The sequence below is a fragment of the Lentihominibacter faecis genome, assembly GCF_014306095.1.
In the GTDB taxonomy this organism is placed as follows: domain Bacteria; phylum Bacillota; class Clostridia; order Peptostreptococcales; family Anaerovoracaceae; genus Lentihominibacter; species Lentihominibacter faecis.
Genome location: NZ_JACRWC010000066.1, coordinates 1 through 26,393, shown reverse-complemented (window position 1 = coordinate 26,393; position 26,393 = coordinate 1). Strand labels below are relative to the sequence as shown.

23 protein-coding genes are annotated in these 26,393 nt (G+C 49.9%); 16 read left to right on the top strand and 7 right to left on the bottom strand.

The features are described 5' to 3' along the window. Together H8876_RS05385 and yfcE are read left to right on the top strand one after the other, a co-directional pair. On the top strand, positions 1 to 1,145 hold a 1,145-nt coding region (locus H8876_RS05385), incomplete at its 5' end, for a hypothetical protein (protein ID WP_346727841.1). A 199-nt stretch (positions 1,146 to 1,344) separates the two neighbouring features. Further along, positions 1,345 to 1,914 carry a phosphodiesterase gene (gene yfcE / locus H8876_RS05380; protein ID WP_249286863.1) on the top strand — a complete coding sequence of 190 codons (570 nt, stop codon included), beginning with the start codon at positions 1,345 to 1,347 and terminating at the stop codon, positions 1,912 to 1,914. A gap of 564 nt (positions 1,915 to 2,478) precedes the next feature. Here the strand turns inward: yfcE and H8876_RS05375 are convergent. Further along, positions 2,479 to 3,549: a branched-chain amino acid aminotransferase gene (locus H8876_RS05375; protein WP_249286862.1), complete on the bottom strand. Its 1,071-nt coding sequence runs from the start codon at positions 3,547 to 3,549 to the stop codon at positions 2,479 to 2,481. 234 nt (positions 3,550 to 3,783) lie between these two features. On the opposite strand from H8876_RS05375, the gene H8876_RS05370 reads away from it, so the two are divergent. The 4 genes from H8876_RS05370 (at position 3,784) to H8876_RS05355 (ending at position 7,221) form a co-directional block, all read left to right on the top strand. Continuing rightward, positions 3,784 to 4,503 carry a SanA/YdcF family protein gene (locus H8876_RS05370; RefSeq protein WP_249286861.1) on the top strand — a complete coding sequence of 240 codons (720 nt, stop codon included), beginning with the start codon at positions 3,784 to 3,786 and terminating at the stop codon, positions 4,501 to 4,503. 29 nt (positions 4,504 to 4,532) lie between these two features. After that, positions 4,533 to 5,828: a DUF362 domain-containing protein gene (locus H8876_RS05365; RefSeq protein ID WP_249286860.1), complete on the top strand. Its 1,296-nt coding sequence runs from the start codon at positions 4,533 to 4,535 to the stop codon at positions 5,826 to 5,828. Further along, entirely contained in the window at positions 5,816 to 5,956 is a 141-nt protein-coding gene (locus tag H8876_RS05360; protein ID WP_249286859.1) for a hypothetical protein, read from the top strand. The genes H8876_RS05365 and H8876_RS05360 overlap by 13 nt, the downstream gene beginning before the upstream one ends. A 122-nt stretch (positions 5,957 to 6,078) precedes the next feature. Then, positions 6,079 to 7,221 carry an aminotransferase class V-fold PLP-dependent enzyme gene (locus H8876_RS05355; protein ID WP_249286858.1) on the top strand — a complete coding sequence of 381 codons (1,143 nt, stop codon included), beginning with the start codon at positions 6,079 to 6,081 and terminating at the stop codon, positions 7,219 to 7,221. A gap of 95 nt (positions 7,222 to 7,316) precedes the next feature. Here the strand turns inward: H8876_RS05355 and H8876_RS05350 are convergent, their stop codons facing one another. Beyond that, entirely contained in the window at positions 7,317 to 9,332 is a 2,016-nt protein-coding gene (locus tag H8876_RS05350) for an Ltp family lipoprotein (protein WP_249286857.1), read from the bottom strand. 487 nt (positions 9,333 to 9,819) lie between these two features. Between H8876_RS05350 and H8876_RS05345 the strand changes: the two genes are divergently transcribed. Then, complete coding sequence (locus H8876_RS05345; RefSeq protein ID WP_249286856.1) at positions 9,820 to 10,611, top strand: hypothetical protein; 792 nt, start codon at positions 9,820 to 9,822, stop codon at positions 10,609 to 10,611. A 285-nt stretch (positions 10,612 to 10,896) separates the two neighbouring features. Here the strand turns inward: H8876_RS05345 and H8876_RS05340 are convergent, their stop codons facing one another. The 5 genes from H8876_RS05340 to H8876_RS05320 all read right to left on the bottom strand — a co-directional run bounded on the left by H8876_RS05340 (position 10,897) and on the right by H8876_RS05320 (position 15,263). Beyond that, the gene (locus H8876_RS05340; protein WP_249286855.1) at positions 10,897 to 11,910 is read right to left on the bottom strand and encodes a hypothetical protein; all 1,014 of its coding nucleotides are present in this window, start codon (positions 11,908 to 11,910) and stop codon (positions 10,897 to 10,899) included. A gap of 56 nt (positions 11,911 to 11,966) precedes the next feature. Next, positions 11,967 to 12,563 carry an HTH domain-containing protein gene (locus H8876_RS05335; RefSeq protein ID WP_249286854.1) on the bottom strand — a complete coding sequence of 199 codons (597 nt, stop codon included), beginning with the start codon at positions 12,561 to 12,563 and terminating at the stop codon, positions 11,967 to 11,969. Between the two features lie 406 nt (positions 12,564 to 12,969). Further along, positions 12,970 to 13,818, bottom strand: coding sequence for a tyrosine-type recombinase/integrase (locus tag H8876_RS05330; protein WP_249286853.1), 849 nt, complete (start codon positions 13,816 to 13,818; stop codon positions 12,970 to 12,972). 167 nt (positions 13,819 to 13,985) lie between these two features. After that, positions 13,986 to 14,465 carry a 23S rRNA (pseudouridine(1915)-N(3))-methyltransferase RlmH gene (gene rlmH, locus H8876_RS05325; protein WP_249286852.1) on the bottom strand — a complete coding sequence of 160 codons (480 nt, stop codon included), beginning with the start codon at positions 14,463 to 14,465 and terminating at the stop codon, positions 13,986 to 13,988. 3 nt (positions 14,466 to 14,468) lie between these two features. Continuing rightward, on the bottom strand, positions 14,469 to 15,263 hold the full coding sequence (locus H8876_RS05320) for an MBL fold metallo-hydrolase (RefSeq protein ID WP_177265583.1): 795 nt from the start codon (positions 15,261 to 15,263) through the stop codon (positions 14,469 to 14,471). A 461-nt stretch (positions 15,264 to 15,724) separates the two neighbouring features. Here H8876_RS05320 and H8876_RS05315 point away from each other — a divergent pair, with 461 nt between their 5' ends. The 9 genes from H8876_RS05315 to H8876_RS05275 all read left to right on the top strand — a co-directional run. Next, positions 15,725 to 19,519: a phosphoribosylformylglycinamidine synthase gene (locus H8876_RS05315; protein WP_249286851.1), complete on the top strand. Its 3,795-nt coding sequence runs from the start codon at positions 15,725 to 15,727 to the stop codon at positions 19,517 to 19,519. A 67-nt stretch (positions 19,520 to 19,586) separates the two neighbouring features. Beyond that, positions 19,587 to 20,072, top strand: coding sequence for a 5-(carboxyamino)imidazole ribonucleotide mutase (purE, locus tag H8876_RS05310; protein ID WP_249286850.1), 486 nt, complete (start codon positions 19,587 to 19,589; stop codon positions 20,070 to 20,072). A 50-nt stretch (positions 20,073 to 20,122) separates the two neighbouring features. Further along, the gene (purC, locus tag H8876_RS05305; RefSeq protein WP_177264366.1) at positions 20,123 to 20,830 is read left to right on the top strand and encodes a phosphoribosylaminoimidazolesuccinocarboxamide synthase; all 708 of its coding nucleotides are present in this window, start codon (positions 20,123 to 20,125) and stop codon (positions 20,828 to 20,830) included. Between the two features lie 11 nt (positions 20,831 to 20,841). Continuing rightward, on the top strand, positions 20,842 to 21,885 hold the full coding sequence (gene purM / locus H8876_RS05300; protein WP_249286849.1) for a phosphoribosylformylglycinamidine cyclo-ligase: 1,044 nt from the start codon (positions 20,842 to 20,844) through the stop codon (positions 21,883 to 21,885). Between the two features lie 23 nt (positions 21,886 to 21,908). Continuing rightward, positions 21,909 to 22,520: a phosphoribosylglycinamide formyltransferase gene (gene purN / locus H8876_RS05295; protein WP_249286848.1), complete on the top strand. Its 612-nt coding sequence runs from the start codon at positions 21,909 to 21,911 to the stop codon at positions 22,518 to 22,520. After that, on the top strand, positions 22,520 to 23,938 hold the full coding sequence (locus H8876_RS05290; protein ID WP_249286847.1) for an amidophosphoribosyltransferase: 1,419 nt from the start codon (positions 22,520 to 22,522) through the stop codon (positions 23,936 to 23,938). Before purN ends, H8876_RS05290 begins: the two co-directional genes overlap by 1 nt. A 6-nt stretch (positions 23,939 to 23,944) precedes the next feature. Further along, on the top strand, positions 23,945 to 24,658 hold the full coding sequence (locus tag H8876_RS05285; protein WP_249286846.1) for an IMP cyclohydrolase: 714 nt from the start codon (positions 23,945 to 23,947) through the stop codon (positions 24,656 to 24,658). Positions 24,659 to 24,691: 33 nt separating this feature from the next. Beyond that, positions 24,692 to 25,867, top strand: a complete 1,176-nt coding sequence (locus H8876_RS05280) for a phosphoribosylaminoimidazolecarboxamide formyltransferase (protein WP_249286845.1) — start codon at positions 24,692 to 24,694, stop codon at positions 25,865 to 25,867. A gap of 18 nt (positions 25,868 to 25,885) precedes the next feature. Continuing rightward, positions 25,886 to 26,393: phosphoribosylamine--glycine ligase (locus H8876_RS05275; protein WP_249286844.1), on the top strand; the 508-nt coding region annotated here is incomplete at its 3' end.

Sequence of the window (26,393 nt, the reverse complement as noted above, 5' to 3'; positions counted from 1 at the left end):
GACCAGTATATGAGGCTCCGACAATGCCACCCAGCGAATCCCAGCAATCCATAGGCGGTCTTGCAGGATTTTTAAATGGGAACAACAGTATCAGCCAGTGTTATTCTACCGCTGCAATTACGGGTAACTATGACGGCGAGTACTATGCAGAACAAGAAGGCGGGTTAGAGCCTATGGATTGCTGGGATTCGCTGGGTGGCATTGTCGGAGCCTCATATACTGGTCAGGTGACAATAAGCGACTGTTGGTTTGGTGGAGAAATCGTTGTAAACTCCATTCAGGCTCCTGTTGGCGGTATTATTGGCTTTGGCCAAGGTGTGAGCATGGTCAACTGCCTTGTCGCTACGAAGGGAATCGGCAACGACAACCGGGGAAACACTTGCTGGTTAGGGTATGTCATAAATACCGATGCAAAGAATTGTTTCTGGCCTGCTGATGACAGATATGGTTCAAATGTTTCTAATGAAGAAAGCGGCAACTCAGCCGGAACCGCTACCAACGACTTTAACTCTGACGATGTTCTCGTAGGACTTCAGGCAAATGCAGGAAGCGATGTAGAGTGGGTATCCGGGATTGGACATCCGACATTTGGATGGGATGACAGAAATGTTTCCGCTGACTATTCGACAGTTGACGAAGCGATCAAAAAGGCAGAAGCCTTGAATGCGAATCTGTATTCGAATTATTCGGATGTAACGGCTGCAATTGAGGCTGTGGATCGGAATAAAAGCAAAGCGGAACAATCTGAGGTAGACGCTATGGCAAAAGCTATTGAAGATGCCATTGCTGCCCTGCAATACAAGGATGCGGACTACACAAAGGTTGATGAAGCCATTGCCAAAGCAAATGCCCTGAATAAGGACAACTACAAGGATTTCTCCGGTGTGGAAGCTGCCGTGAAAGCTGTTGTCCGTGGTAAAAATATTACCGAGCAATCCGAAGTGGACAAGATGGCAAAGGGTATCGAGGATGCGATTGCAGCTCTTGAGAAAAAGCCAGCCAGCACCAAGCCGGGAACATCCGATAAGAGTTCGCAGACCGGCGATACAAGCAATCTTGCTTTGTGGATTGCCCTGCTGTTTGTCAGCGGCGGTGCAGCCATTGGCACAACGGTTGTCAGCAGAAAGAAAAAGTACAACAAATAATTAAATAGCGTTCTTTTGCTCCATCTTCCGAGCAAGACAAAAGTGTCGTAGCAATACGGCGCTTTTTGTTGCCCGGAAGTGGCAGACAGCGGCTTGTGAATGGTTGACGGTAAGGATACCGACACCGGAACAAAACCGCTTAACTTGTACTAAATCTTGACATAGGACCAAACATATTGTAGTAGATTGGAGTAAAACTATGAAATGGATGATCGCATCGGATCTGCATGGATCTGCATATTACTGTAAAAAGATGCTGGAGGCTTACGACAAGGAAGGTGCGCAGCGGTTATTGCTGTTAGGCGATATCCTGTATCACGGACCCCGCAATGACCTTCCCAGGGATTACGCGCCTAAGGAAGTTATTGCGATGCTCAACGCCCGAAAAGCCGATATTTACAACGTTCGCGGCAACTGCGATACGGAGGTGGACCAGATGGTGCTGGAATTTCCCGTACTGACGGAATACATGCTGATCCCGATCCTGGGGGCTGGTGCACCGCCTGTGATTTTCGCAACCCACGGCCATATCTATAACGAAAACAACCTGCCACCATTCCACAAAGGCGATATCCTCCTCCACGGTCATACCCACGTACCGGCCTGTACCGACCGCGGAGATTACATCTACATGAATCCCGGCTCCCTGTCCATCCCCAAAGAGGACAGCTGGAACGGATACATGATACTGGAGCACTCCCTCCCGGGAGGCTGCCACTTTGTCTGGAAAGACCTGGACGGTGAGGTGAAGATGGAGTTTGGAGTGTAGGAGTTTAAGCTTTTAGATTTGCGTGCTCGTTGTTCTGATCTGCATCATGAATTCCCAGATCGAAAATTATCTGATCTAATTGGGAATAAATCTCTCGATTCAGATGTTTGCTCACATCATGAATTCCCAGATTTGATTTTTTCAAAGTCATATGGGAAGTTCAATGCTGTAAATGTTTTAAGATCCATGTGCAGCACTCGTTATGATTCCTCAAAAGACATAAAAACGGTTTATCCGGGAACTGTTTTCCTCTGCGCTGTAAATATCTCGTAAAGCGGTTCCCGGCTTGCTGTTTTATTTTGAAAAATGGGAATTCATGAAGGAAGGAACAGCTCATAAGCAGTAAAAAATCCAAATCAAGATCGTTTTTTTCGTGATCTGGGAATTCATGATTTCTCGGATATCTCACCACTATATTCAGAGAAATCAGTCCAGAGACACTTGGACGCAAAACAAAGAGCCGACCAGGATTGGTCGACCCATTGCAATACTATCCGAGAAATATTTGATTCTATATTGATGTGGCGCCGTATACGAGAACCGTATTTCAACTCAACGCAACTCTTATTTCACTTCTACTGTCCAGCCCATGTCATCCGGCAGCTTGCCTGTCTGGATTCCGTAGATCGTATCGTACAGTTCCTGTGCGATCGGTCCGATCTCTCCGTTGTTGATGATCATGTCTTCATCCTTGTAGCGCAGTTCGCCGACAGGAGAGATTACTGCAGCTGTTCCGGATGCGAACATTTCCTTGAACTTGCCATCCTTGTAAGCCTGAACGATCTCGTCAATGGTAGTCTTTCTTTCTGCAACCTTGATGCCTTTCTTTTTCAGAATAGCAATTACGGAGTTTCTCGTAATACCCGGCAGGATCGTTCCATCCAGCGGAGCCGTTACTACTTCGTCGCCGATCACGAAGAATGCGTTGGAAGTACCAACTTCTTCAACATACTTTCTGTGAACGCCGTCCAGCCACAGGATCTGCTCGTAACCCTTTGCATGAGCTTCTTCCTGAGCCTTGAGGCTGGCTGCATAGTTGCCGCCGCATTTAGCTTCACCAGTACCGCCGTCAGTCGCACGAACGTACTTGTCTTCAACATACAGCTTCGTCGGAGTCAGGCCGCCAACATAGTAAGGTCCAACCGGGCTTAAAATGATGATGAATTTGTAGTGGTTTGAACGACGAACGCCCAGGAATGCTTCGTCCGCGATGATGAATGGACGAATATAAAGAGCCGTTCCTTCCTTCTGAGGGATCCAGTCGGCATCGATCTTTACGAGAGCTTTGATAGCTTCTACGAACAGGTCTTCGTCGATCTGCGGGATGCAAAGTCTGTCGTTTGTGCGGTTCGTTCTCTGTGCATTCATGTATGGTCTGAAAAGGAGCACTCTGCCGTCTTCGCTCTTGTAAGCCTTCAGGCCTTCAAACATTTCCTGTGCATAGTGGAATACGACAGCTGCCGGATCCAGGCTCAACGGTCCGTAAGGAACGATTCTTCCGTCGTGCCAGCCTTCACCTTCCTGGTAGTCCATGATGAACATGTGGTCTGTGAATTCCGTACCGAATCTCAGCGTATCAGGATCCGGCTTTTTTTTAGGGTTAGGATTTTTAGTAATTGAAAATTCGTATTTCATAACTGTCTCCTTTTCTTATTCTATTTTAATTTTATTTTTCGTTATGGTTTGGAGTTTCCACGTGTATATTTTACACCAACTCAACGGGAAAGTCCATCAATACATGAATACTATAATACCGATATTGTGCTTTGTCAACAACAAAACAAACAAAAACTTATAAAAGAAAACAAAAACAATTAAATCGTCGTAAATTCTTTAAACCCACATAATCCTCTACTATAATAAGGTACTATGATGAAACGGAAAAAAGAGAGAAGCCTACCGGTTCGGCTGTTTTCGCTGCTGGTCAAGCTAGCGATCGCCGCCGTCATATTGGTCGTAGGTATAAATGTATATATAACGAAATCAACAGAAAAGGATATCGCAGCTTCCGTAGATTCCGGCGAGACAACGATCACTTCACAGGAGGTGCAAAGTTTTCGTGCCACAGATCCGGAGTGTATCATGGTGCTCGGCGCTGCCGTAAGACCGGACGGGACACCGTGCAAAATGCTGCGGGATCGGCTGGATCTCGGTATCGCCCTCTACAAGCAGGGAGTGGCTCCGAAGCTGCTGTTTTCCGGCGACAATGGACAGGTCGTATATAATGAAGTGAACGCCATGAAAAAGTACGCCGTCAACGAAGGAGTTCCCGAAGAGGATATTTTTCTCGATCATGCGGGATTTTCCACCTATGAATCGGTGTACCGCGCCAAGGCGATCTTCGACGTGGACAGCATGGTGGTCGTGACCCAGCGGTATCATCTGTACAGGGCTCTTTACGGCTGCCGGAGAATGGGGATCACGGCAAAGGGCGCAGCTGCAAAGGATACGAATAAGGGACAGGAGCTTCGGGAAGCTCGCGAGATCATGGCGCGGGACAAGGATTTCGTCAAATGGATCTTCAAGCCGCAGCCGACGTTTATGGGAGAGACGATCCCCATCAGCGGAAACGGCATCTCGACCCAGTAGAGCATTCCACAGAGAAGAAGGAGAATCACATGAATAACGTAAAATCAAAAGTAGCGCTGGTGCGCTGCTTTTCTTATCAGCAGGAGGAAGTAGAGCAGGCGCTTGCGAAAGGGCTGGCGTTTCTCGGAGGATTTTCAAATATTTTTTCTGCAAAGCCTCCAGCCGCGAGCAGCGGCGATGCTGCAGATCGTTCCCTGACCAGGGATCCGGAGGCGGACAGAGCAGGTGTGATGAGCGGAGAGCCCGCAGGTCTGCCGAGACGACAGATCACGACGGAAAGCAGGCTGATCCTAAAACCCAACCTGCTGGCGAAGACCGACCCCGATAAAGCATGTACTACACACCCAGCGGTGTTTCACGCCGTGGGGAAAGCTTTGCAGGAAGCTGGATATACCAACTTAAAATATGGAGACTCTCCGGGAAATCCTATGATCAGAGTGGAAAAAGTCGCAGAAGAATGCGGCATCAAACAGGCTGCTGATGATCTGGGTATCCCCATGGGAGATTTCGAACATGGGACGCAGGTGGGATTTGCAGGGCGAGCTGCGGATCATTTCGTCCTTTGCAATGAAGTTTTGGCGGCTGATGGCATCATCAACGTTTGCAAGATGAAGACCCACCAGCTGGAACGGATCACGGGAGCAATGAAAAATACCTTTGGATGTGTGTTCGGGATCAATAAAGGTGCATCCCATGCCAGATTTGCTACAGCGGAGACCTTTGCCAAGATGATCGCTGACCTCAACCTGCTGGTGCATCCGATCCTTCATGTGATGGACGGAGTCGTGGCTATGGAGGGAAACGGGCCTCAGTCGGGAACACCGACGCCCATGAACGTTTTGATGTTATCTACCGACCCGGTAGCGCTGGATGCTGTGTTTTGCCACCTGGTAAACCTGGATCCCGAACTTGTCCCGACCAATGTCAGCGGCATGGAACAGGGAGTCGGCACATTTGCAGAAATCGAAGTCTTAACAGAAGAAGGGCGCATGACCCCGGAGGAGGTCGGAAAAAAATACGGGAATAAAAAATTCAACGTGCAGCGGAGCAAGGAATTTCGTGGAGCTTTAAAGCCGGTCCGTTTTTTGAAGCCGTTCCTGGAAAAGAAGCCGGTGGTGAAGCGGAAAAAATGTGTGGGATGCGGGATCTGCGTGCGTGCCTGCCCGGTAGAAGGCAAGGCCATAGAAGTGAGCGGCGGCAAGGCGGAGTATGATTACAGCAAGTGCATCAAGTGTTACTGCTGTCAGGAGATGTGTCCGGAGGAGGCCATCACCGTGAAAAAATCCTTGCTGGCCAGGATCGCCGACAGACGATGGAGACTGTAGGAGCCGGATGGCAGAGTCTGGAAGAGCCGGTACGCCCTGGAGCCGGGATTTGGGGGCTTTGCATAAGCCGGGAACCTCGCGAGAAACCTTTGCATAAGCCGGGAACCCTGGAAGAAACCTTTGCATAAAATAATACAGGTGAGCATGATGCCGCCTGTATTTTTTTATAATGCAGGAAATATCCGCAGACGATATTTCTTATGTGGCGGGCAGGCAGAATATTGCACGGCCCAGACCGGAGGAGGTTCCTATGATTTATCTGGATAATGGGGCAACGTCGTTTCCCAAACCGAGACAGGTCACGGATGCTGTTTTAGAAGCGATGACACAGTACTGTGCCAATCCCGGAAGGTCGTCCCATTTTTTAGCGGCGCGTACGGCGCAGGAGATCTATAAGACGCGGGCTGCACTGGCACTGCTTTTGGGGCTTGATGACCCGGGACGGATCCTGTTTACGAAAAACTGCACAGAAGCGTTGAATCTTGCGCTGCGTGGGATCCTGCGCAAAGGTGATCATGTAGTGACATCATCCATGGAGCACAATGCAGTGCTTAGACCGCTGAAAGCCTTGGAAAAAGAAGGTGTTGAGACGACAATTGTCCGGTGCGACCCGGCAGGAAGGCTGGATCCGCAGAAGATCCGGCAGGCGATCCGGCCGGAAACGCGAATGATCGTGGTGACAGCTGCTTCTAATGTGACGGGGACGATCATGCCGCTGGAAGAGGTGGGGCGGATCGCGCTGCGCCAAGGCGTTCTGTTTTGTGTGGACGGTGCCCAGGGAGCCGGGCATATGATCCTCGATGCAAAGCGACAGCATATCGATCTGCTGGCAGTGCCTGGTCACAAGGGGCTTTTAGGCCCGCAGGGGACGGGTTTTTTGTACGTTCGCCAAGGGGTTTCGCTGATGCCGCTGCTGTCTGGAGGAACGGGAACTCGTTCAAAAGAGCTGGATCCTGCAGTGGAATTTCCGGAAAGCTTCGAGGCGGGCACAGTCAATGCGCCGGGCATCATCGGGCTGGGTGCGGCGGCAAGGCTGATCAATAAAATCGGGATCGAGGCGGTGGTGCAGCATGAACGGGAGCTGACTGAGAAACTGCAAAACGGATTGCGGGCGATCGAAGGCGTCACGGTGTACGGATCGTCGAGCTGTCTTGAAAAAACGGCAGTAGTGGCCTGTAATCTGGAAGGAAGATCGTGTGAGGAAGTTGCATTGGCATTAAACGATCGATATGGGATCGCAGTGCGTGCAGGGCTTCACTGCAGCGGTATGGCACATGAAACTATGGGGACACAGGATGTAGGGTGCGTTCGGATGTGCCCTGGATTTTATACGAGTGAAGCGGAGATCCGCCAGGCACTCGAAGCAGTAAAGGAGATAGCAGCGAGCAAGTAGAGCACTGTTTTTGGCAGAAAAAAAGCGAGGCAGCCAAAACTGTCTCGCCCGTTAAGTCAGTATAGCCAGGCAAATCGTATGCCTGTGAGATGTGGTTATTCCAGGCCGACGGCTTTTGCACCGAATTTTGCCTGCTCTTTCGTGAAGCCTTCCGTCTCCAACTGCTGAACCATGTCTTTGTAAGTGTAGGTGGTAGAGTCCATGTACTGCTCTGCCATTTCCTTAGCCTCTTTATTCCAGTTGGCGCTGCAGTTGTCAGCCGCATAGGTGGCAACATCGGTGGTGTATCCGTCGTATTCCAGCTGTTTGATCAGCCCTTCGCGGGAAAGTGGCAGGGTGTCCACATACTCGTTGGCCTTGTCCAGTGCTTTTTGCTGGTTTTCAGTCGCGGCAGCAGTTTGCGATCCACTCTGAGAGCCGGAATCGCTGTCCGGCGTTTCATAGGTGATATTATTGTTATCGCCGTACATGTATATTTCGTACATGGCCGGACCGTATTTATAGAGGAAAAAGCCTTCTGCCGCAAGTCCTGCTGCGATGATCAACGTGATGATGATCCGTACTGCCAGAGGGAATTTTTTTCGTGCCCACATCAGGATCAGTCCTACCGGCCAGAAAAGGATCAGAAACAGGATCACAAACCAGGTCTTATGGGAAACGCCCTCTTTTTTTTCTCCCGGTTCGATGTAATCGCCCCAAGGATCATCAGCATCCTCAAAGCCCTGATACCATTCACTGTCTTCATAGGATACAGGCTCTGTTTGCGGCAAAATATCATCTTTGTAGCGCTTTTTTGAAAAGTTGCCGCGCACGGTGTTTTCGCTTTCCAGTGCGGAATAGTAGCAGGTGCCGCGCACGATGGCAAACGGTTCCTGTTCGGATTCTTCCTGCCAGCGTCGCGTTGCCCGGGAAGCGTGTTCCTGTGCATATCTGCGGTTGTTCTCGCGACGGATCTGGGCGTTGTGTTTCTGCACCAGCTCCTGTCGGGTCGGCAGGTGCTCTTCTTCCGGACCATCTTCGGCCTTGATGGCATTGCCTGGATGTTCGGCGGCTCTGTCTGCCGCTTCGTTGGCATTGCCTGGATGTTCGGTGGTTCTGTCTTCGGCCTTGATGGCATTGCCTGGATGTTCGGCGGTTCTGTCTGCCGCTTCGTTGGCATTGCCTGGATGTTCGGCGGCTCTGTCTTCGGTCTTGATGGCATTGCCTGGGGCAGAAGCAACCGGGACGTCAGGTTTCGCTTCGACAGGTTCGTTTAACCCGTCCGAAACGGTTGGCATAGTATCTGCTGTATGTTCATTTTTGGCAGGTGCCGCAGAAAACTCTTCATTTTCGGCATCGTCCGGCTGATTATCCAGAAATTCTTCCAGTTCTTCCGGAGACAAGAGTCCATGGGCTGTTGCCGGTTCAGATCCGGGAGCAGCTTCTTCCATAATTGGATTTGCCTGCTGAATGTGTTGGCCGTCTGCCTCCACCGGAATTTCTGAGTCCGCCGGAACTGCCACTGCTGGTTCCGCATGGTCTGCTGGTGGAGCCTGCTGAGGCTCCATTCCTGCCGGAATCTTTGCACCGATTTCTTCCGCCGGCTGTGAAACGACTGTCTCTGCCGGAACCCCCGAGCCCGATGGATTTGCCACTGCTGGTTCTGCCGGCATATATGTTGCGTATTTTTGTCTGTATTTCTGCGAGCGCCTTGGCAAAGTGGTCGGGTGGAAACCATCCGTATGCTGGTAAGTGATATTCCGGGAACTGTCTGCATTTGCCTGTTGAGCTCGCCTTGCGGTTTCTGCAGTTTGCTGCTGGTCTGTATTTCTCGAACTCTGAGGCGGCTGATTTGCAGGATGAGGCTGTTGATTTCTCTGTGGAGGAGTCATCCCAGCTCCCTGCTGCATTTGATGCGTCGCGCCGGGATCTTTCTGTATATAGCGGTGTCCTGTCTGCACCGCCTGACCACTGGCTGTAGCACCAGGGGCTTTAGATGGATCAAAGCGCTGATATTGGATCGTGCGCTGTGCTTTTTCCTGTGGGTCATTCTGCAGGACGACGGTAGCTGCACCGCAGACCGGGCAGACGTCATCGTTCGTTCTGTGACCGCAAGTTGGACATTGTTTCATTTTTGTATCACCATAATCTTTCTCTATCTAATTGACCGGAAAGGCTTATAAACACTTATAAATAATAGATATATTTTATCATTTTTTGGTGATCGGGACAAGGGGAGGATAAGAAATGATTGAGGCAGGGAACAGGAAAGGCAGATCTGACGGTGATTACAGGTAGAATAGCGGAGTGATTTTCGCTTAGGATGAAAAAATGGTAATTATTAGGTGGATTTTCATCCGAAAACCGCGATATCTCGAAATAAGGATGAACGCCCCCGCAGGGAGCATGAATTAAGGGGAGTTTCATCGTTAATCTCGAATTTCGAAGCAGTTAGGATGAATTCCAAAAAATGGATTGACAACACAAGCGATAAAATGTAAAATATTAACATTAAAGAGCTTCTGCATGGGGGATTGCTGAAAGCTGAGCGGATCATATGAAGGGGATGATCTGCAAAGTAGCCGTCGAAGAGATTTTAGAAGAAAAGGGGATAGAACTATGTATTGGGATAATAGGACGAAACAGAAACTGCTCGCCCTCTACGAGGGCGAGCTTGATCGAAAAACCACCATACAAAAAGAATTGAAGAAGCTGCCGGGAGGGAAACTGACAGTCAAACAAAACAGGGGTAACTATTTGCTGCTCTATCGGAAAGAGGGAAGAAGGGAGGAAGGAATCACACGAAATCGAGATCTGTGTCGAAAATATGCACGAAAGTGTTTTCTGGAAAGACAGCTAGAATGTTGCGAAATCAACTGCAGTGCGGTGAAGGCTGCTTTAGAATCGATTTACAGGGCGGAGAAACACCGAAAAAAGTCTGTGCGTTCTGGAGCGTTTACACGTCTGCCACAGACTTTTCCGGATGGAGATTTTCGCTACTCAACAGAAGCCCTGGAGTGGATGAATGCTCCTTATGAGCGCAACCCGTATTATCCGGAAGGTCTGCGATATCGAACAAAAAATGGAATTCTTGTACGATCGAAATCTGAACGATCGATTGCGAATTCGTTGATAGAAAATGGTATTCCGTTCCGTTATGAGGCTAAGATCATCATTAATGGGAAAGTGTATTATCCGGATTTCACAATACTTTGCAGTGATGGAACGATTTTGCTTTGGGAGCATTTTGGGATGGAAGATGACGATGATTATTTCATGAAATCCTGCTGGAAATTACGCAATTACAGAAAAGCCGGATACAATACACATAAAAATCTGATTTGTACATACGAAGACGACTTGTTGTCGGAAGAGAATCTCGATTTTTTGATCCAGCGATATATCTGGTGAGGACCAGGATGAAAAAATGGTAATTATTAGGTGGATTTTCATCCTAAAACCGCGATATAGACAAATAAGGATGAACGCCCTCGCAGGGAGCATGAATGAAGGGGAGTTTCATCGTTAATCTTGGATTTCGAAGCAGTTAGGATGAATGCCCCGATCCAAGGGGCCGGCATCGCCCCAATCTCAGCCGGTGATCGCAGCATTGTCAGCGCTGCCAATGCAAAAAACGGAAAGTCGCAGGAATCTTCATTTTTTCCTGCGACTTTCCGCCATTTCATGTTTGTTAAGCTATATGTGTTTCCGTCTGAACGAAACTGCTGTGGCAGTCAGTCCAAGTGCAGATGCCAGCGCCAGTATGATCCAAAGCCCTGGCTGACTACTGTCACCGGTTTGAGCGGTTTTATCATTAGCAGCAGTTTTGTCGGATTTGTCAGTATCGGTGGTAGTTGAGGCAGTGGAAGCAGTTAATTTTTCCCACTGCGCTGTGTAGGTGACATCACCGGTTACTGTGTCGGAGATACTCTGATCCCACCCGATAAATCTGTATCCATCTCTGATTGGCGTTCCGTTGAATTCGGGTGTTGCATCATTGCGGGGAACTGTATAGATTTGATCTTGAAATGTTGCTCCAGTTGTGCCGTCCTTGTAAGTTACGGTAAAGAGTTTCTTATAATAAACGTATACATTGTGCTGCCCGCTCAGATCGCTGACCTTTCCAGTTAAAGTCCCATCTGTTTTTATATACTGGTATCCCTCAATATTCTTTTTATCATAAGCGCTTACGTTGTAAACGGCATCGGGATCATATGCAGTCATAGTAATCGTCTTGTACTGCATTGGTGCAAGTGCTTCTTCAGAGTCATCGACATCACGATAGTTCACGGTGACAAAAGTATAGAAACCGAATCCATCAACTTCCGTACATCCATTATCCCATGTGGTGGTCAATTCGCCGGTCCCAGGCTGAGTCGCCTTAAAGTTTTCTAAATTATATCTTTGACCATTGAAGGTGACATACTGGTCTTTGATATGCTTCGTATCTACCTGCTTCCCTTTTTCAGAAACATTGTTTTGCAGGATGTAGCTTACATCCAGGGCTGTGCCGTTATCGCCTTTCAAGGGAAGCCAATATCCACCACTTAATCCTTCAATGTGGGCAATATTAGACCAAGTGTCTGGGAGAGTATCGCTTTCATCTGCTGCATAAGCTTTCGTGGATGTCATGGGAATCATGCCAATGATAATCGCAAAAGCCAGCAGAATAACAAGCAATTTCTTTCTTTTTAATCTTTGTGTTTTCATTTTAACCTTCACCTTTCTTTTTAAACGTTTAAGCATTAAAGCTTTAAGTCACAAATTCACATCCCGCATGCCGTTTCGTTTCGGCGGTATTCGTAGAAGGTGTTGCGGCTGATGCCGGCGGCTTTGCAGAGATGAGAAACACAGCGGTGGTATTCCTCCTGCTGCGTGATCGATTCGATGATCTGGCAGACTTCTGCACGCAGAAGCGGCTGATCTGCTCCATCCAGTTTTTTCTCGCAGAGCTGCCGGAGAAGCAGTACCTCGGCGCGGAGCTTTTTGATTATTTCCTCCTGCTGGCGACAGCGGTCGATGGTGTATTTTTTACCTGACTTCATTTTCTCCGATAGAGAGGCATTTGCCTCCGAGGATGAGCTGGCTTTTCCCAGGACAGCACTGCGTTCTCCCAGCGTGCCGCTCTGGTAAGATTCCTTCCAGCGGGCACATGCCCGTTCGATCCGCTTCGAGCCAAGGATCCCGATATCGAACCCCGCGTCGCGAAAGATCTGTGTTGGTCGCTTCCCTTTGATATACTCGTTCATAAATAAAAACTTGAACTCGGTCGAATAAGAAATGCTTTTTTCATTTACGTCGGCTACATAAGGATTGCGAAGAAGAGTTTCCATTTCTGCTTTTGTAAAATTTCCTCGTCCCATTCGGACGCCTCCTTACCTGCAGGACAAAATAAGTATTTTGTCCTGCAGGAGAACCGGCACAGCAGACAGCAGAGGAATATCCTGTTAATAATTTGTAAATTTTGTCCTGTGAGGAAACTTCAGGGAGAAAAAAATATTTGCAGAGACCTTATCAAAGAAATGCGAAGAGGGTTGCACCAATAAAAAAACGGCCTTTTAGGCAGCGAAAAATCGTCGTTCTGAAAAAATCCTGAACGACTTTTTGTGGTTCTGTAAATCGATTTGAAAAGGATGTCGAGTTTAGTAGAAAGAGTGAAAATTTCAAATTATGTATTGTAGAATGGCTTCTATAGTGTTACAATTAGGAAAACAATTCCTGTTAGATGAATGCGATATTAAATTTAAACGGACAAAATACTTATTTTGTCTACTGCACAAGCCCCAGATGGGCTATTTTTTTTATGTGTTCGCTTTCTGTTGAAATCAGATAGATCCGGGTGGTTTCGATACTGCTGTGTCCCAGCACGTCCGCCAGCGAGGAGATGTCGTGAGAGATCCGGTAAAAGCATCTGGCGAACAGATGTCTGAGATTGTGCGGGAACACTTTGTTTCTTTCGATCCCGGCGTATTTACACAAGGCTTTCATCTGTGCCCAGATCTGCTTTCGTTCCAGCCTGGTCCCGTTTTTCGTCAGGAAAATCTCTCCCCGCCCGATCCTGTGTTTGGTGGCGTATTTGCGGAGTTTCCTGCAAAGCTGAGCAGGAATAAGGATCGTCCGCAGCTTGCCTTTCATGGAAATGCGGGCTCGTCCTTTTTTGATCGCATCAGTGGTGATGTATGGGACTTCACTGACGCGGATCCCCGTGGCGCAGATGGCTTCCATCAGTAGAGCCAGCCGTTCGTCGCCTCGCTTTTTAGCTGTTTCCATGAGAAGCTGATACTCCGCTTTTGTCAGTTCCCGTTCATTTTCCCGGAAAAAACGCCTCTGCAGACGGATCGATTTCAGTTTGAGCTCGTCCCAGCCCATAAAGCGAAAATATGTGTTGGCTGCCGCCAGCATGGAATTGACCGTGGATGGTGCGCGGCCGCTTTGCAGAAGCTCTTGCTTCCATCGGGCAGCATTCTCCTTCGTGACCGGCGCAGGCCCCAGCCATGACTGAAGCAGCCGGACATCGCGAATGTATTTTTCGATGGTTCCGCTGCTCCGTTCCTCTTCGATGAGATATTCGTAAAATCTGTCCATAGTTTGTTTTGTGATAAATCTGTCCGTTAACATGATCAGTCCTCCTTGACGCTGATTACTATACGTCATTTTTAAGACGAAAACTACCGGTGATTTCTGGTAATTCTTAAAAAAAGACCCTGAAAATCAGGCATATACCTGTGTCCAGAGTCTTTTGCTTCGATATAAGATGAAAATAGGATGAAACGATAGCGATCTATTTATTTATGGTACGCTTCGTGGCGAATGATCTTGAAACTGCGATAGATCTGCTCCAGCAGGATGATGCGCATCATCTGATGGGGGAAGGTCATGGCAGAAAAGGAAAGCTTGAAATCTGCCCGCCGGCTGACTGCGGGAGACAGCCCCAGAGAGCCGCCTATGACGAAGACGATGCTGCTTTTCCCCTGAAGCCCCAGTTCCTCGATCTTTGCAGAAAGCTGCGTGGAAGAAAGCCCTTTTCCGTCGATCTCCAGGGAGATCACATGATCGGACGACTTGATTTTCGCCAGGATCGCCTCACCTTCCGCTTCCTTGACTGCCGCCTCATCCGCCGGGGATGCGTTGGCTGGAAGAAGGCTCTCCTTCAGCTCTGTGATCTGCAGATTTACAAAGCGTTTCAGCCGCTTGGAGTATTCCGCTTCGGCGTCGCGCCAGTACTTTTCCTTTAACTTTCCGACACATAAAATCGTGATGTTCATGATCTATACCTCGTAAACGCAGCTGCAGCTGTCGCGCAGCATGACTTCCAGGGAAAGCTCGTCTCCCGGGAAGATGTCCTGTTCCTGCAACGTATTGGTAATAGTCAGCATGGCGACTGACGGGTCGTTGTTTTCGCGGGAAAGATGCCCCAGAAGGACCCGGCGGCGTTTTTTCTTTTTCCCCACGAGACGGCACAGGCATGTGCCTGCGGAAACGTTGGAAAGGTGACCGTGATCACCCAGGATCCGTCGCTTCAGATTGTACGGGTAACGACCCATGAGAAGGATCTCCTTTTCATGGTTTGCTTCCAGAAGAAGAAGATCCGCATTGGTGATCTCCTCGAAGATCTCATCTGTGATGCAGCCTACATCTGTGACGATACTGATCTGACGGCCGTCGTAATAAATGGAAAATCCCACCGGTTCCGCTGCATCGTGGGGAATGGCGAAAGGCCTGATCCTGAAATCATCGATCTGGAAATCCTCCCCCGTCGTAAATACTCTGCGGCAGCCTTCCGCTACTGGTCGTTCAATGTGCTCCCAGGTTTGCCGGTTGGCCCAGGCGAGTACGTTGGGCAGCTTTTTCGTCACGATAGGAAGACTTTTCACGTGGTCTATGTGCTCGTGAGTGACAAGGACGGCCGACACGGCTTCAAAAGGCGTGCCCGTCTCTTCCAGTCCCTGAAAAATCTTTTTCCCCGAGATCCCTGCATCGATGAGGATGGCAGAACGCTGGTTTTTTATTAAATAACAATTGCCGCTGCTTCCGCTGGCAAAAGAACAAAACTGTAATGGCATAAGGTCAGACTCCGTTCTGATAGTTCTATTGTATATCGCATAGAGGATCGGCCACAACCCCCCGAAGCATACAAAATTGTATGAATGTTCGACAAAATGTCGCCTGCTCCAACGAATATCACTAAGATACTCCAATTTAGACCAAAAGTCAATTTGTGCCCGCAGGGGTCCCTGTTTACGAATCGTTCTTTCCGACAACGACCTTCCCCCGGACAACATCTTGTAGAACACGAACGATACACCCCGGCATACCAGGATAACGTTCGGAAAACGTTGAAATTTCAAAGAATTTCGCTCGAAGATGTTGCCATTTTGCGTGAAAAGTGCTAACATTATGATGAGAAACAAGGCAATCATGAATCGATAGCGGATCGAGGAGGTCATTCAGACCGTAAAAAACGATCCGAACGCTATAAAAGCCATAAACGATGGAGTAAAAACCAAAGGGAAAGGACGGAGTGATGGTAAGAAGAATCTACGTGGAAAAGAAACAAGGATTTGATGTGGAAGCAGCGGGACTCTTTCGAAGCATGAAAGACGACCTCCACCTTCAGTCAGTTACAGGATTACGCATTTTAAACCGCTATGATATAGACGGGATCGATGATGAGACATATGAAGCGGCGAAATTTACAGTGTTTGCAGAACCAGCCATAGACAGCCTTTATGAAGAGGAGCTGCCGGGCGATATCAGTTCTGCAAATTTTTTTGGAGTGGAATTCCTTCCTGGACAGTATGACCAGAGAGCAGACTCCGCTGCACAGTGTGTCCGCCTGATGAAAGGGGATGCGCAGCCGGTCGTGAAATTCGCACGGATCATCGTTTTAGAAGGCAAGTTAAAAAAGGGACAGCTTGACGAGATCAAGAACTACTGCGTCAATCCGGTAGATTCTCAGATCGCAGAAAATGAAAAGCCGGAAACCCTCGACATGGAAATGACTGTCCCGGAAGACGTAGCCACCATCGAAGGCTTCCGCGATTACGCGCCGGAGCAGCTGGAAAGCTATCGCCGGGAAATGGGATTTGCCATGAGTCCGGAAGATATTAAATTCGTTCAGGAGTATTATGAAAATACGGAGCACCGCGACCCGACCCTGACAGAATTGAAAGTCATCGATACATACTGGTCCGATCACTGCAGACATACGACGTTTAATACGACCCTCGAAAACATCAGCTTCGACGACACCCCTTACGGGCAGATCGTCCGCGAAGCCTTTGCAGAATACATGACAATGAGAAAAGACGTGTACGGAGAACGGGACAAGAACCTGTGCCTCATGGATATGGCCTGCATCGGAGCAAAATATCTCAAGAAACACGGTAAGGCAGACGATCTGGACGAGTCGGAAGAGATCAACGCCTGCAGCATCAAGGTCAAGGCTAAGATCGACGGCAGAGAAGAAGACTGGCTTGTGATGTTCAAAAACGAAACCCATAATCATCCGACGGAAATCGAACCCTTCGGCGGAGCAGCCACCTGTCTGGGAGGAGCCATCCGTGACCCTCTCTCAGGACGTGTTTACGTGTACCAGGCCATGCGTGTGACCGGCGCCGCTGATCCGAGAACGCCCATCGAAGACACACTGGAAGGCAAGCTGCCTCAGAGAAAAATCACACAGGAAGCAGCCCACGGCTACAGCTCCTACGGCAACCAGATCGGGCTGGCAACAGGACTGGTAGACGAAGTATATCACGATAATTACGTAGCCAAGAGAATGGAAATCGGAGCCGTTGTCGGTGCAGCACCGGCAGACCACGTGATCCGAAAAGTTCCGGAAAAAGGCGATGTGATCATCCTCGTCGGCGGACGCACCGGACGCGACGGCTGCGGCGGCGCAACAGGATCCTCAAAAGAGCATACTCAGGAATCCATTCTCCAGTGCGGCGCAGAAGTCCAGAAAGGAAATCCTCCGGTAGAGCGAAACATCCAGAGAATGTTCCGCCGCAAAGAAGTAGCGACCCTCATCAAACGCTGCAACGACTTCGGCGCAGGCGGAGTATCCGTAGCCATCGGCGAACTGTCTGACGGCCTGGAGATCAACCTGGATCTGGTACCGAAGAAATACGAAGGCCTCGACGGCACAGAACTGGCGATCTCCGAGTCCCAGGAAAGAATGGCAGTCGTTGTAGACGCAGAAAAAGAAGCAGAATTCATCAAATACGCAGACGAGGAAAACCTGGAAGCGACCACCGTCGCCAAAGTCACCGACGAAAACCGCGTCAAGATGTACTGGCGAGGCAAGTGCATCCTCGATCTGTCCAGAGACTTCCTCAATACTAACGGAGCACAGCAGTTCGCGGATGTTCTTGTAAAGGCTTCTTCGAAGCCGGCGGCTCAGGGGCTTGCAGCCTCTGGATCCTGTGATGCTGCAATCGCCCCGCAGGACATTTTCACAGAGACAAAGACAAAAGAACAACTGGTGGAAGATCTCAATTGCTGCAGCAAGAAAGGACTTATCGAACGTTTTGACAGCACCATCGGAGCAGCGACAGTGCTCATGCCGCTGGGTGGTACGTATCAGCTTTCTCCGGCCGCCGGTATGGCAGCGAAGCTTCCTGTAACGAAGGGAGAAACGGAAACGGCTACCATCATGGCATACGGATTCGATCCGGAAACAGCAATGAAAAGCCCGTTCCACGGAGCACTCTACGCAGTGATCGACTCCGTGACCAAGATCGCAGCAATGGGCGGCGACTACAGCAGGATCCGCCTGACCTTCCAGGAATACTTTGAAAAACTGGGCGAAGATCCGGCAAGATGGGGCAAGCCTATGGCAGCTCTGCTGGGAGCGCTGAGAGTACAGAAAGAACTTGAGATCCCGGCTATCGGAGGCAAAGACAGCATGTCAGGAACATTCATGGATATCGACGTGCCGCCGACACTGGCATCTTTCGCGATCACCACTGTCAATGCGGACGAAATCATTTCCACGGAAATGAAACAGGCAGGAAGTACGCTGGCTGTTGTGACGGCTCCGATCGATAAAGACGGAATCATCGACTTTGATATTTACAAAAAGAATATGGATAAGGTAAGGCAGCTGGCACAGGCTGGCAAGATCCTGGCAGCAGACGCTATCGGCAGAGGCGGTCTTTACATGACGCTGGTCAAGATGGTTGTCGGCAACAAGATCGGTGCAGATGTAAAGATCGATGGTGATGTGCTGGCGCCACAGTTTGGATCTATCGTACTGGAACTTTCGAATGGTGAAGATGCAGACAAGCTGCTGGAAGGATCCGCGTATCAGATCATCGGTAAGACGACAGATGACTGCAGGCTGATCGTCAACGGAGAAGCAGACGATCTGGATGTGATCGTCGCTAAGTGGCAGCAGCCGCTGGAAGGTGTTTTCCCGGTACGGACGGCAGACTTCAGAGAAAAAACAGATACTACCGAGGTTGAAAAACTTCACTATACAGAGCGCAACACCAGCGGTCCGAAGATCCGGGTGGCAAGGCCGAAAGTCGTGATCCCGGCATTCCCGGGTACCAACTGCGAGATGGACTCCGCAAGAGCCTTTGAAAAGGCTGGTGCTGAAGCGGATATCCATATCATCCGCAACCTGACGGCCGCGCAGCTGGAAGATTCTATCCTGGAACTGGAACGCAAGATCAGAGAAAGCCAGATCATCATGATCCCGGGAGGATTTTCCGGTGGAGACGAGCCGGACGGATCGGCTAAATTCATTACAGCCGTATTCAGAAACCCTCGGATCAAAGATGCTGTTACAGACCTGATGGAAAACAGAGACGGTCTGATGCTGGGTATCTGCAACGGATTCCAGGCACTCATCAAGCTGGGGCTTGTACCGGAAGGAAAAATCGTGGATGGCAGAGAGGACAGCCCGACGCTGACATACAACAAGATCGGACGTCACGCATCCTGTCTGGTTCGCACAGGGATCGCATCCGTCAAGTCACCATGGCTTGCAGGTGTGGAAGCAGGCGACGTATTCACCATCCCGGTATCCCACGGAGAAGGCCGGTTCATCGCCAGCGATGAAGTGCTGAAGCAGCTGGCTGCAAACGGACAGATCGCTACCCAGTATGTGGACTTTGATGGAACTCCGTCCATGGATATCGCATTCAACCCGAACGGCTCGGCAATGGCCATCGAAGGGATCACTTCCCCGGACGGACGTATCCTGGGCAAGATGGGACACTCCGAACGTATCGGTAAAAACCTTTATAAGAACGTAGCAGGAGAAAAGGATCAGAAGATCTTTGAATCCGGTGTGAATTACTTTAAATAATAAAGTCGGCTTCGCCGAAAAAACGGCGGCAGAGTGATGCCGCAGATCCAGGAAAGGAGAAGAAACCATGAAAGTTGCTATTGTTATGGGAAGCAAATCGGATTATCCCGTAGTAGAAAAAGCAGAAGCCATGCTGAGAGAGTTCGGCGTGGACTATGAGACGCGGATCATCTCCGCCCACAGAACGCCGAAGCAGGCAGAAGAATTTGCTGCCAATGCGGAAGCAAACGGATTTGGTACCATCATCGCAGCGGCAGGAAAGGCTGCTCATCTGGCAGGCGTGCTGGCAGCAACCACGCCTCTTCCGGTCATTGGACTGCCGATGAAATCCAGCACCATGGACGGTCTGGATTCCCTGCTTTCTGTCGTACAGATGCCGAAAGGCGTACCGGTAGCCACCGTAGCCATAAACGGGGCCGAAAACGCTGCGATCCTGGCAGTACAGATCCTGGCGGCAGGAGATCCGGCTCTTCGCCAGAAAATCAAGGATTTCAAGAAAAAACAGGAAGAAGAAATCATCGCGTTAGACCATGAATTTCAAAACCAGAAATAAAGAAACAGATAAAATACGGAAATGAGAAATAAAACAGGGAGGAAACTATCATGCAGAAATTAGAACAGCTTTATGAAGGCAAGGCAAAGAAAGTATTTAAGACAGACGATCCGAAGGCACTCATCGTAGATTATAAGGACGACGCCACAGCATTCAACGGCGAGAAAAAAGGACAGATCGCAGGCAAGGGTGTTGTCAACAACACCATGACCAATATCATCTTCAAGATCCTGGAAGAAAAAGGCGTTCCGACTCATCTGATCAAGCAGCTGAGCGATAGAGAAACTCTGGTCAAGGCAGTGAAGATCCTGCCGCTGGAAGTCATCATGCGTAACGTGTCCGCAGGTTCTTTCGCCAAGAGATACGGCGTGGAAGAAGGCATCGAATTCGATGAGCCGACTTTCGAAGTTTCCTATAAGAACGACGATCTGGGCGATCCGCTCATGTGCGAATCCCATGCGCTGGCACTCAAGCTGGTGACAAAAGAGCAGCTGGAGACGGTCAAGAAATACGCCTCCATCGTTAACGAGACTCTGAAGGAATTCTTCCTGGAAAAAGGTCTGAAACTGATCGACTTCAAGATCGAATTCGGTCTTTATGACGGCGAAGTGATCCTGGCTGACGAGATCTCTCCGGACACCTGCAGACTGTGGGATGTGAAGACCGGGGAAAAGATGGATAAAGACAGATTCAGAAGAGACCTTGGCAACGTGGAAGAAACTTACGCAGAAGTACTCAAGAGAGTAAAGAACGACTAGTGGAGGAAATCATGGAAGATACAAAACTTACCTATAAAGACGCAGGCGTGGATACGAAAGAAGGCGAACGTGCCGTATCCCTGATGAAGGAACACGTAAAAGGGACATTCAATAAAAACGTACTGACTGGTCTGGGCAGCTTCGGCAGCCTCTTTGCACTGGATGTTGCGGATATGAAGGAGCCGGTGCTGGTGTCCGGAACAGATGGCGTAGGAACCAAGCTGAAACTGGCTTTCCTCATGGACAGACATGACACCGTAGGCATCGACTGCGTGGCAATGTGCGTCAACGACGTGCTGTGCCAGGGTGCAAAGCCTCTGTTTTTCCTGGACTATATCGCAACCGGTAAAGTAACGGCAGAAAAGATCGCTGATATCGTAAAGGGGATCGCAGACGGATGCAAGCAGTCCGGAAGCGCTCTCGTAGGTGGAGAAACAGCAGAGATGCCGGGCTTTTACGGCGAAGGCGAGTACGATATGGCCGGATTCTCCGTGGGTATCGTGGATAAAGATAAAATCATCACCGGTGCCAGGGTGAAGGCAGGCAACAAGATCATCGGCATAGCATCCAGCGGCATCCACAGCAATGGGTATTCCCTGGTGCGCAAGGTGTTCTTTGACAAGGCGGGCATGAAAGTGGACGATTATGTAGAAGACCTGGGAGAAACTCTGGGCGAAGCACTGCTGCGCCCGACACGCATCTACGCAGATGCCTGCAATGCCGTGCTCCCAAACTTTGCAGTAAACGGGATCGTTCATATCACAGGCGGCGGATTCTATGAAAACATCCCGAGGATCCTGCCGGAAGACGCTGCCGTCGTAATAGACGTAAACAGCTGGGAAAAACCTCCGATCTTCGATTACATCAGCAAAACAGGCAACATTGAACCAAAAGAAATGTTCTCCACATTCAATATGGGGATCGGCATGATGATGGTCGTGGAAGCAGAGGATGCAGATGCAGCCCTGAAAGCATTGACCGATGCCGGAGAAAAGGCATGGATCATCGGGGATATCGCAGAAGACAAGGGCGAGAAAGTCGTTTTGAATCTGTAGACGGCTGCGAAAGAGGAATCAATATGAGTGAAAAAATCAAAGTAGCAGTGCTTGTATCGGGAGGCGGGACCAACCTGCAGGCACTGATCGACAAGGAAGCTGACGGACAGATCCCGGATGCCCATATCGTGAAGGTCATAGCCAGCAGAGAAGATGCATTCGCACTGGAACGTGCAGCAAAAGCCGGGATTGAAACAGCGGTAGCAAAAGAACCGCAGCAGGTTATGGAAGAACTGCAGAAAAGCGGTGCAGACATGATCGTGCTGGCCGGATACATGAAAGTGCTTCCGAAGGAGATCATTGAACGATACAGAAACAAGATCATCAATATCCATCCGTCCCTGATTCCTAAATACTGCGGGAAAGGGTTTTACGGCAAACGGGTGCACAAAGCTGTCCTGGAAGGCGGCGAAAAAGAAAGCGGAGCGACCGTCCATTTCGTGGACGAGGGCGTAGACACCGGGGAGATCATTTTGCAGGAAAAAGTGCCTGTGCTTGAAGGTGATACCCCGGATGAGCTGGCAGCCCGCGTGCTGAAAGTGGAGCACAGGATCCTGGCTGAGGGTCTCAATCAGATCGCTGCGAAGATACAGGTGGAAAAAATGAAATCAGATGAAAAAGGAGGTCAGAGGTAATGGGTGGAGTAATCGGCTTTGCTTCAAAACAGGATTGCGTGATGGATCTGTTTTTCGGAACAGACTACCATTCACATTTAGGAACGAAACGAGGCGGGATGTGTATCCTGCAAGAGGACGGATTCAACCGTTCTATCCACAACATCGAGAACTCTCCGTTCCGGAGCAAGTTCGAACAGGATATCGAGGAAATGAAAGGCAACATGGGGATCGGAGCCATCAGTGACGGGGATCCGCAGCCTTTGACTGTTTACAGCCGTCAGGGGGATTATGCCATAGCGACGGTGGGACGGATCAACAATAAAGATGAAATCGTGCAGGAACTGCTGAAGGACAGACCGAGCCAGTTCATGTCCATGAGCGGCGGAGGGATCAACAATACGGAGCTGGTGGCAGCCCTGATCTCAACGGGTAGGGACATCGTGGACGGTATCCGCATCGCACAGGCGAAAGTGGAAGGTTCAGTGACGATCCTGGTGCTTACCAGAGAAGGGCTTTACGCGGCTCGTGACAAGTACGGCAGAACGCCGCTGATCATCGGCCATAAAGACGGTGCGTACTGTGCCGCGTCCGAATCCTTTGCATTCATCAACATCGGATATAAATACAAGAGAGAGCTGGGACCGGCTGAGATCGCTTTCCTGACTCCGGATGAAGACAAAACAGTGGGCGAACCGCAGGAGGGAATGCGGATCTGCGCATTTCTCTGGACGTATTTCGGATATACCACGTCCATCTATGAAGGCCGCAATGTAGAGCAGATGAGAAACCGCAACGGAGAACTTCTGGCAGAACAGGACGAGGATCTTGATGTGGATTACGTTGCAGGCGTACCGGACAGCGGTACGGCTCACGCACTGGGATATGCAAATCGCTCCCGCGTGCCGTACGCGCGTCCGTTGATCAAATACACGCCGACCTGGCCTCGGAGCTTCATGCCGCAGAACCAGAAAGCCAGAAATCTCATCGCTAAGATGAAGCTGGTACCGGTGTTCCCGATCATCAAGGACAAGAAGTTCGTCCTCATCGATGACTCCATCGTGCGTGGCACACAGCTTTCGGAAACCATTTCCTACCTGATCGAAAACGGTGCGAAGGAGATCCATGTAAGATCTGCCTGCCCTCCGATCATGTATGGCTGTAAATATCTCAATTTCTCCCGGTCCGTCAGCGATCTGGAACTGATCACAAGACGTGTCATCAAGAAGCTGGAAGGTATTGAAGGAGATGAGATCCCGGCAGATATCCTGGCACAATACGCTGCCAGCGATACAGAAAAACACGAAGCTATGGTGGAGGAGATCCGCCAGATCCTCAAGTTTGACAGCCTGAAATTCCAGAAGCTGGAGGATACAGTCGAGGCGATCGGTGTGGACAGATGCAACCTCTGCACCTACTGCTGGGACGGAAAGGAATAGAAAATCATGAAGAAAACAGCGATTGCAGATACATTAAAAGCGACGTCTTATCCGGGCAGAGGGATCCTCATCGGATGCTCTGAGGACGGAAAAAACGTGGTGACAGCTTACTTCATCATGGGAAGAAGCGTCAACAGCCGCAACAGGATCTTTGCAGAAGAAGGAGAAGGGATCCGCACAGAGGCATTCGATGAATCCAAACTGAGCGATCCAAGCCTGATCATTTATGCGCCGGTTCGCGTGCTGGGAAATACGACCATCGTTACCAACGGTGATCAGACCGACACGGTTTACGATCTCATGGCAGAGGGAAAGACTTTCGAAGAAGCTCTGCGGACACGGGAATTTGAGCCGGATGATCCTAACTACACACCGAGGATCTCCGGGATCATCAATGTGGAAGACGGCAGGTACGACTTCGCCATGTCCATCTTAAAGAGCGATGACGGAGACCCGGATTATTGCATCCGCAACACCTTCACATATCCCGGATGCCCGGCAGGCGAGGCAAGATTCATCCACACCTACATGGAAGATGCGAACCCGCTGCCAAGCTTTGAAGGAGAACCGGAAAAGGTGACGATCGCAGGTGATATCGACACCTTCACAGACACTGTCTGGGAAAGCCTCAACGAGGATAACAAAGTATCTCTCTTCGTACGGTATATCGATATCGCAACGGGAACATATGAGACTCGTATCGTCAACAAGAACAAATAGAACACTGTGAACGGATGATTCAGGAGAATAGGAATGAAAGAATTAGAATTAAAATACGGTTGTAATCCGAACCAGAAACCATCACGGATATTCGTGGAAAACGGTGAGCTGCCTATCGAAGTGCTCAACGGCAAGCCGGGATACATCAACTTCTTGGATGCTTTCAACGGCTGGCAGCTGGTCAAGGAATTAAAGGAAGCAACGGGTCATCCGGCGGCGACTTCCTTCAAGCACGTTTCCCCGGCAGGAGCAGCGATCGGTCTGCCTCTCAGCGATGTGGAAAAGAAGATCTACTGGGTAGACGATCTGGGCGATCTGTCTCCGCTGGCATGCGCTTATGCCAGAGCCAGAGGTGCTGACAGGATGTCGTCCTTCGGCGACTTTATTTCCCTGTCCGACGTCTGCGATGTAGATACGGCCAACATGATCAAGAGAGAGGTTTCTGACGGCGTCATCGCACCGGGATACGAGCCGGAAGCACTGGAGATCCTCAAAACCAAGAAAAAAGGGAATTATAATATCATCAAGATCGATCCTGCCTACAAGCCGGATCCGATCGAGAGAAAGCAGGTTTTCGGGATCACGTTCGAGCAGGGCAGAAACGAGATGCCTATCGATGAGGAATTCCTGGGCAAACTGGTAACAGAAAACAAAGATGTTCCGGAAGACGCCAAGAGAGATCTCATCATCGCTCTGATCACGCTTAAATACACGCAGTCCAACTCGGTGTGCTATGTCAAGGGCGGCCAGGCTATCGGTATCGGAGCAGGACAGCAGTCCCGGATCCACTGCACCAGACTGGCCGGGCAGAAAGCTGACAACTGGCTCCTTCGTCAGTGTCCAAAAGTATTGAACCTGCCGTTCAAGGAAGATGTGGGCAGACCAAACAGAGACAATGCGATCGATGTTTATATGAGCGATGACTATGCAGACGTGCTGGAAGACGGGCAGTGGCAGCAGTTCTTCACCGAACAGCCGGAGCCGCTGACGAGAGAAGAAAAGAGAGAATGGCTGGATAAAATGGACGGCGTCGCTCTGGGATCGGATGCTTTCTTCCCGTTCAGCGACAACGTGCAGAGAGCTCATAGAAGCGGGGTGAAGTACATCGCACAGCCTGGCGGATCCATCAGAGATGATCTGGTGATCGAGGCATGCAACGAGTATGGCATCGCCATGTATTTCTCCGGCATGAGACTGTTCCATCACTAAGAAGCAGGAGGTGCAAAGATGAAAGTACTGGTCGTGGGCGGCGGCGGCAGAGAACATGCGATCTGCTGGAAGCTGGCTCAGAGTGAAAAAGTAGATAAGATCTTCTGTGCGCCGGGCAATGCGGGGATCGCGAAAGTTGCAGAGTGCGTTGCTGTCGGAGCGGAAGATATCGACGGAATATGCGGTTTTGCAAAGGAAAACGATATCGATCTGGCGGTCATCGGTCCGGAAGTACCGCTGGCTATGGGGATCGTAGACGAGCTGGAAGCTGCCGGAGTGAAAACTTTCGGTCCTAATAAAAAGTGCTCCCAGCTGGAAGCCAGCAAATCCTTTACCAAGGACTTCCTGGTAAGACACCAGATCCCGACGGCGGGATATAAAGAATTCACCGACAAACAGGAACTGCTGGATGCGGTGGGCATCTTCGGTTATCCGATGGTGCTGAAGGCTGACGGTCTGGCTGCGGGAAAGGGCGTTGTCATCGCAGAAAATGAAGCGGATGCAAAGACTGTCTCTTATACACATC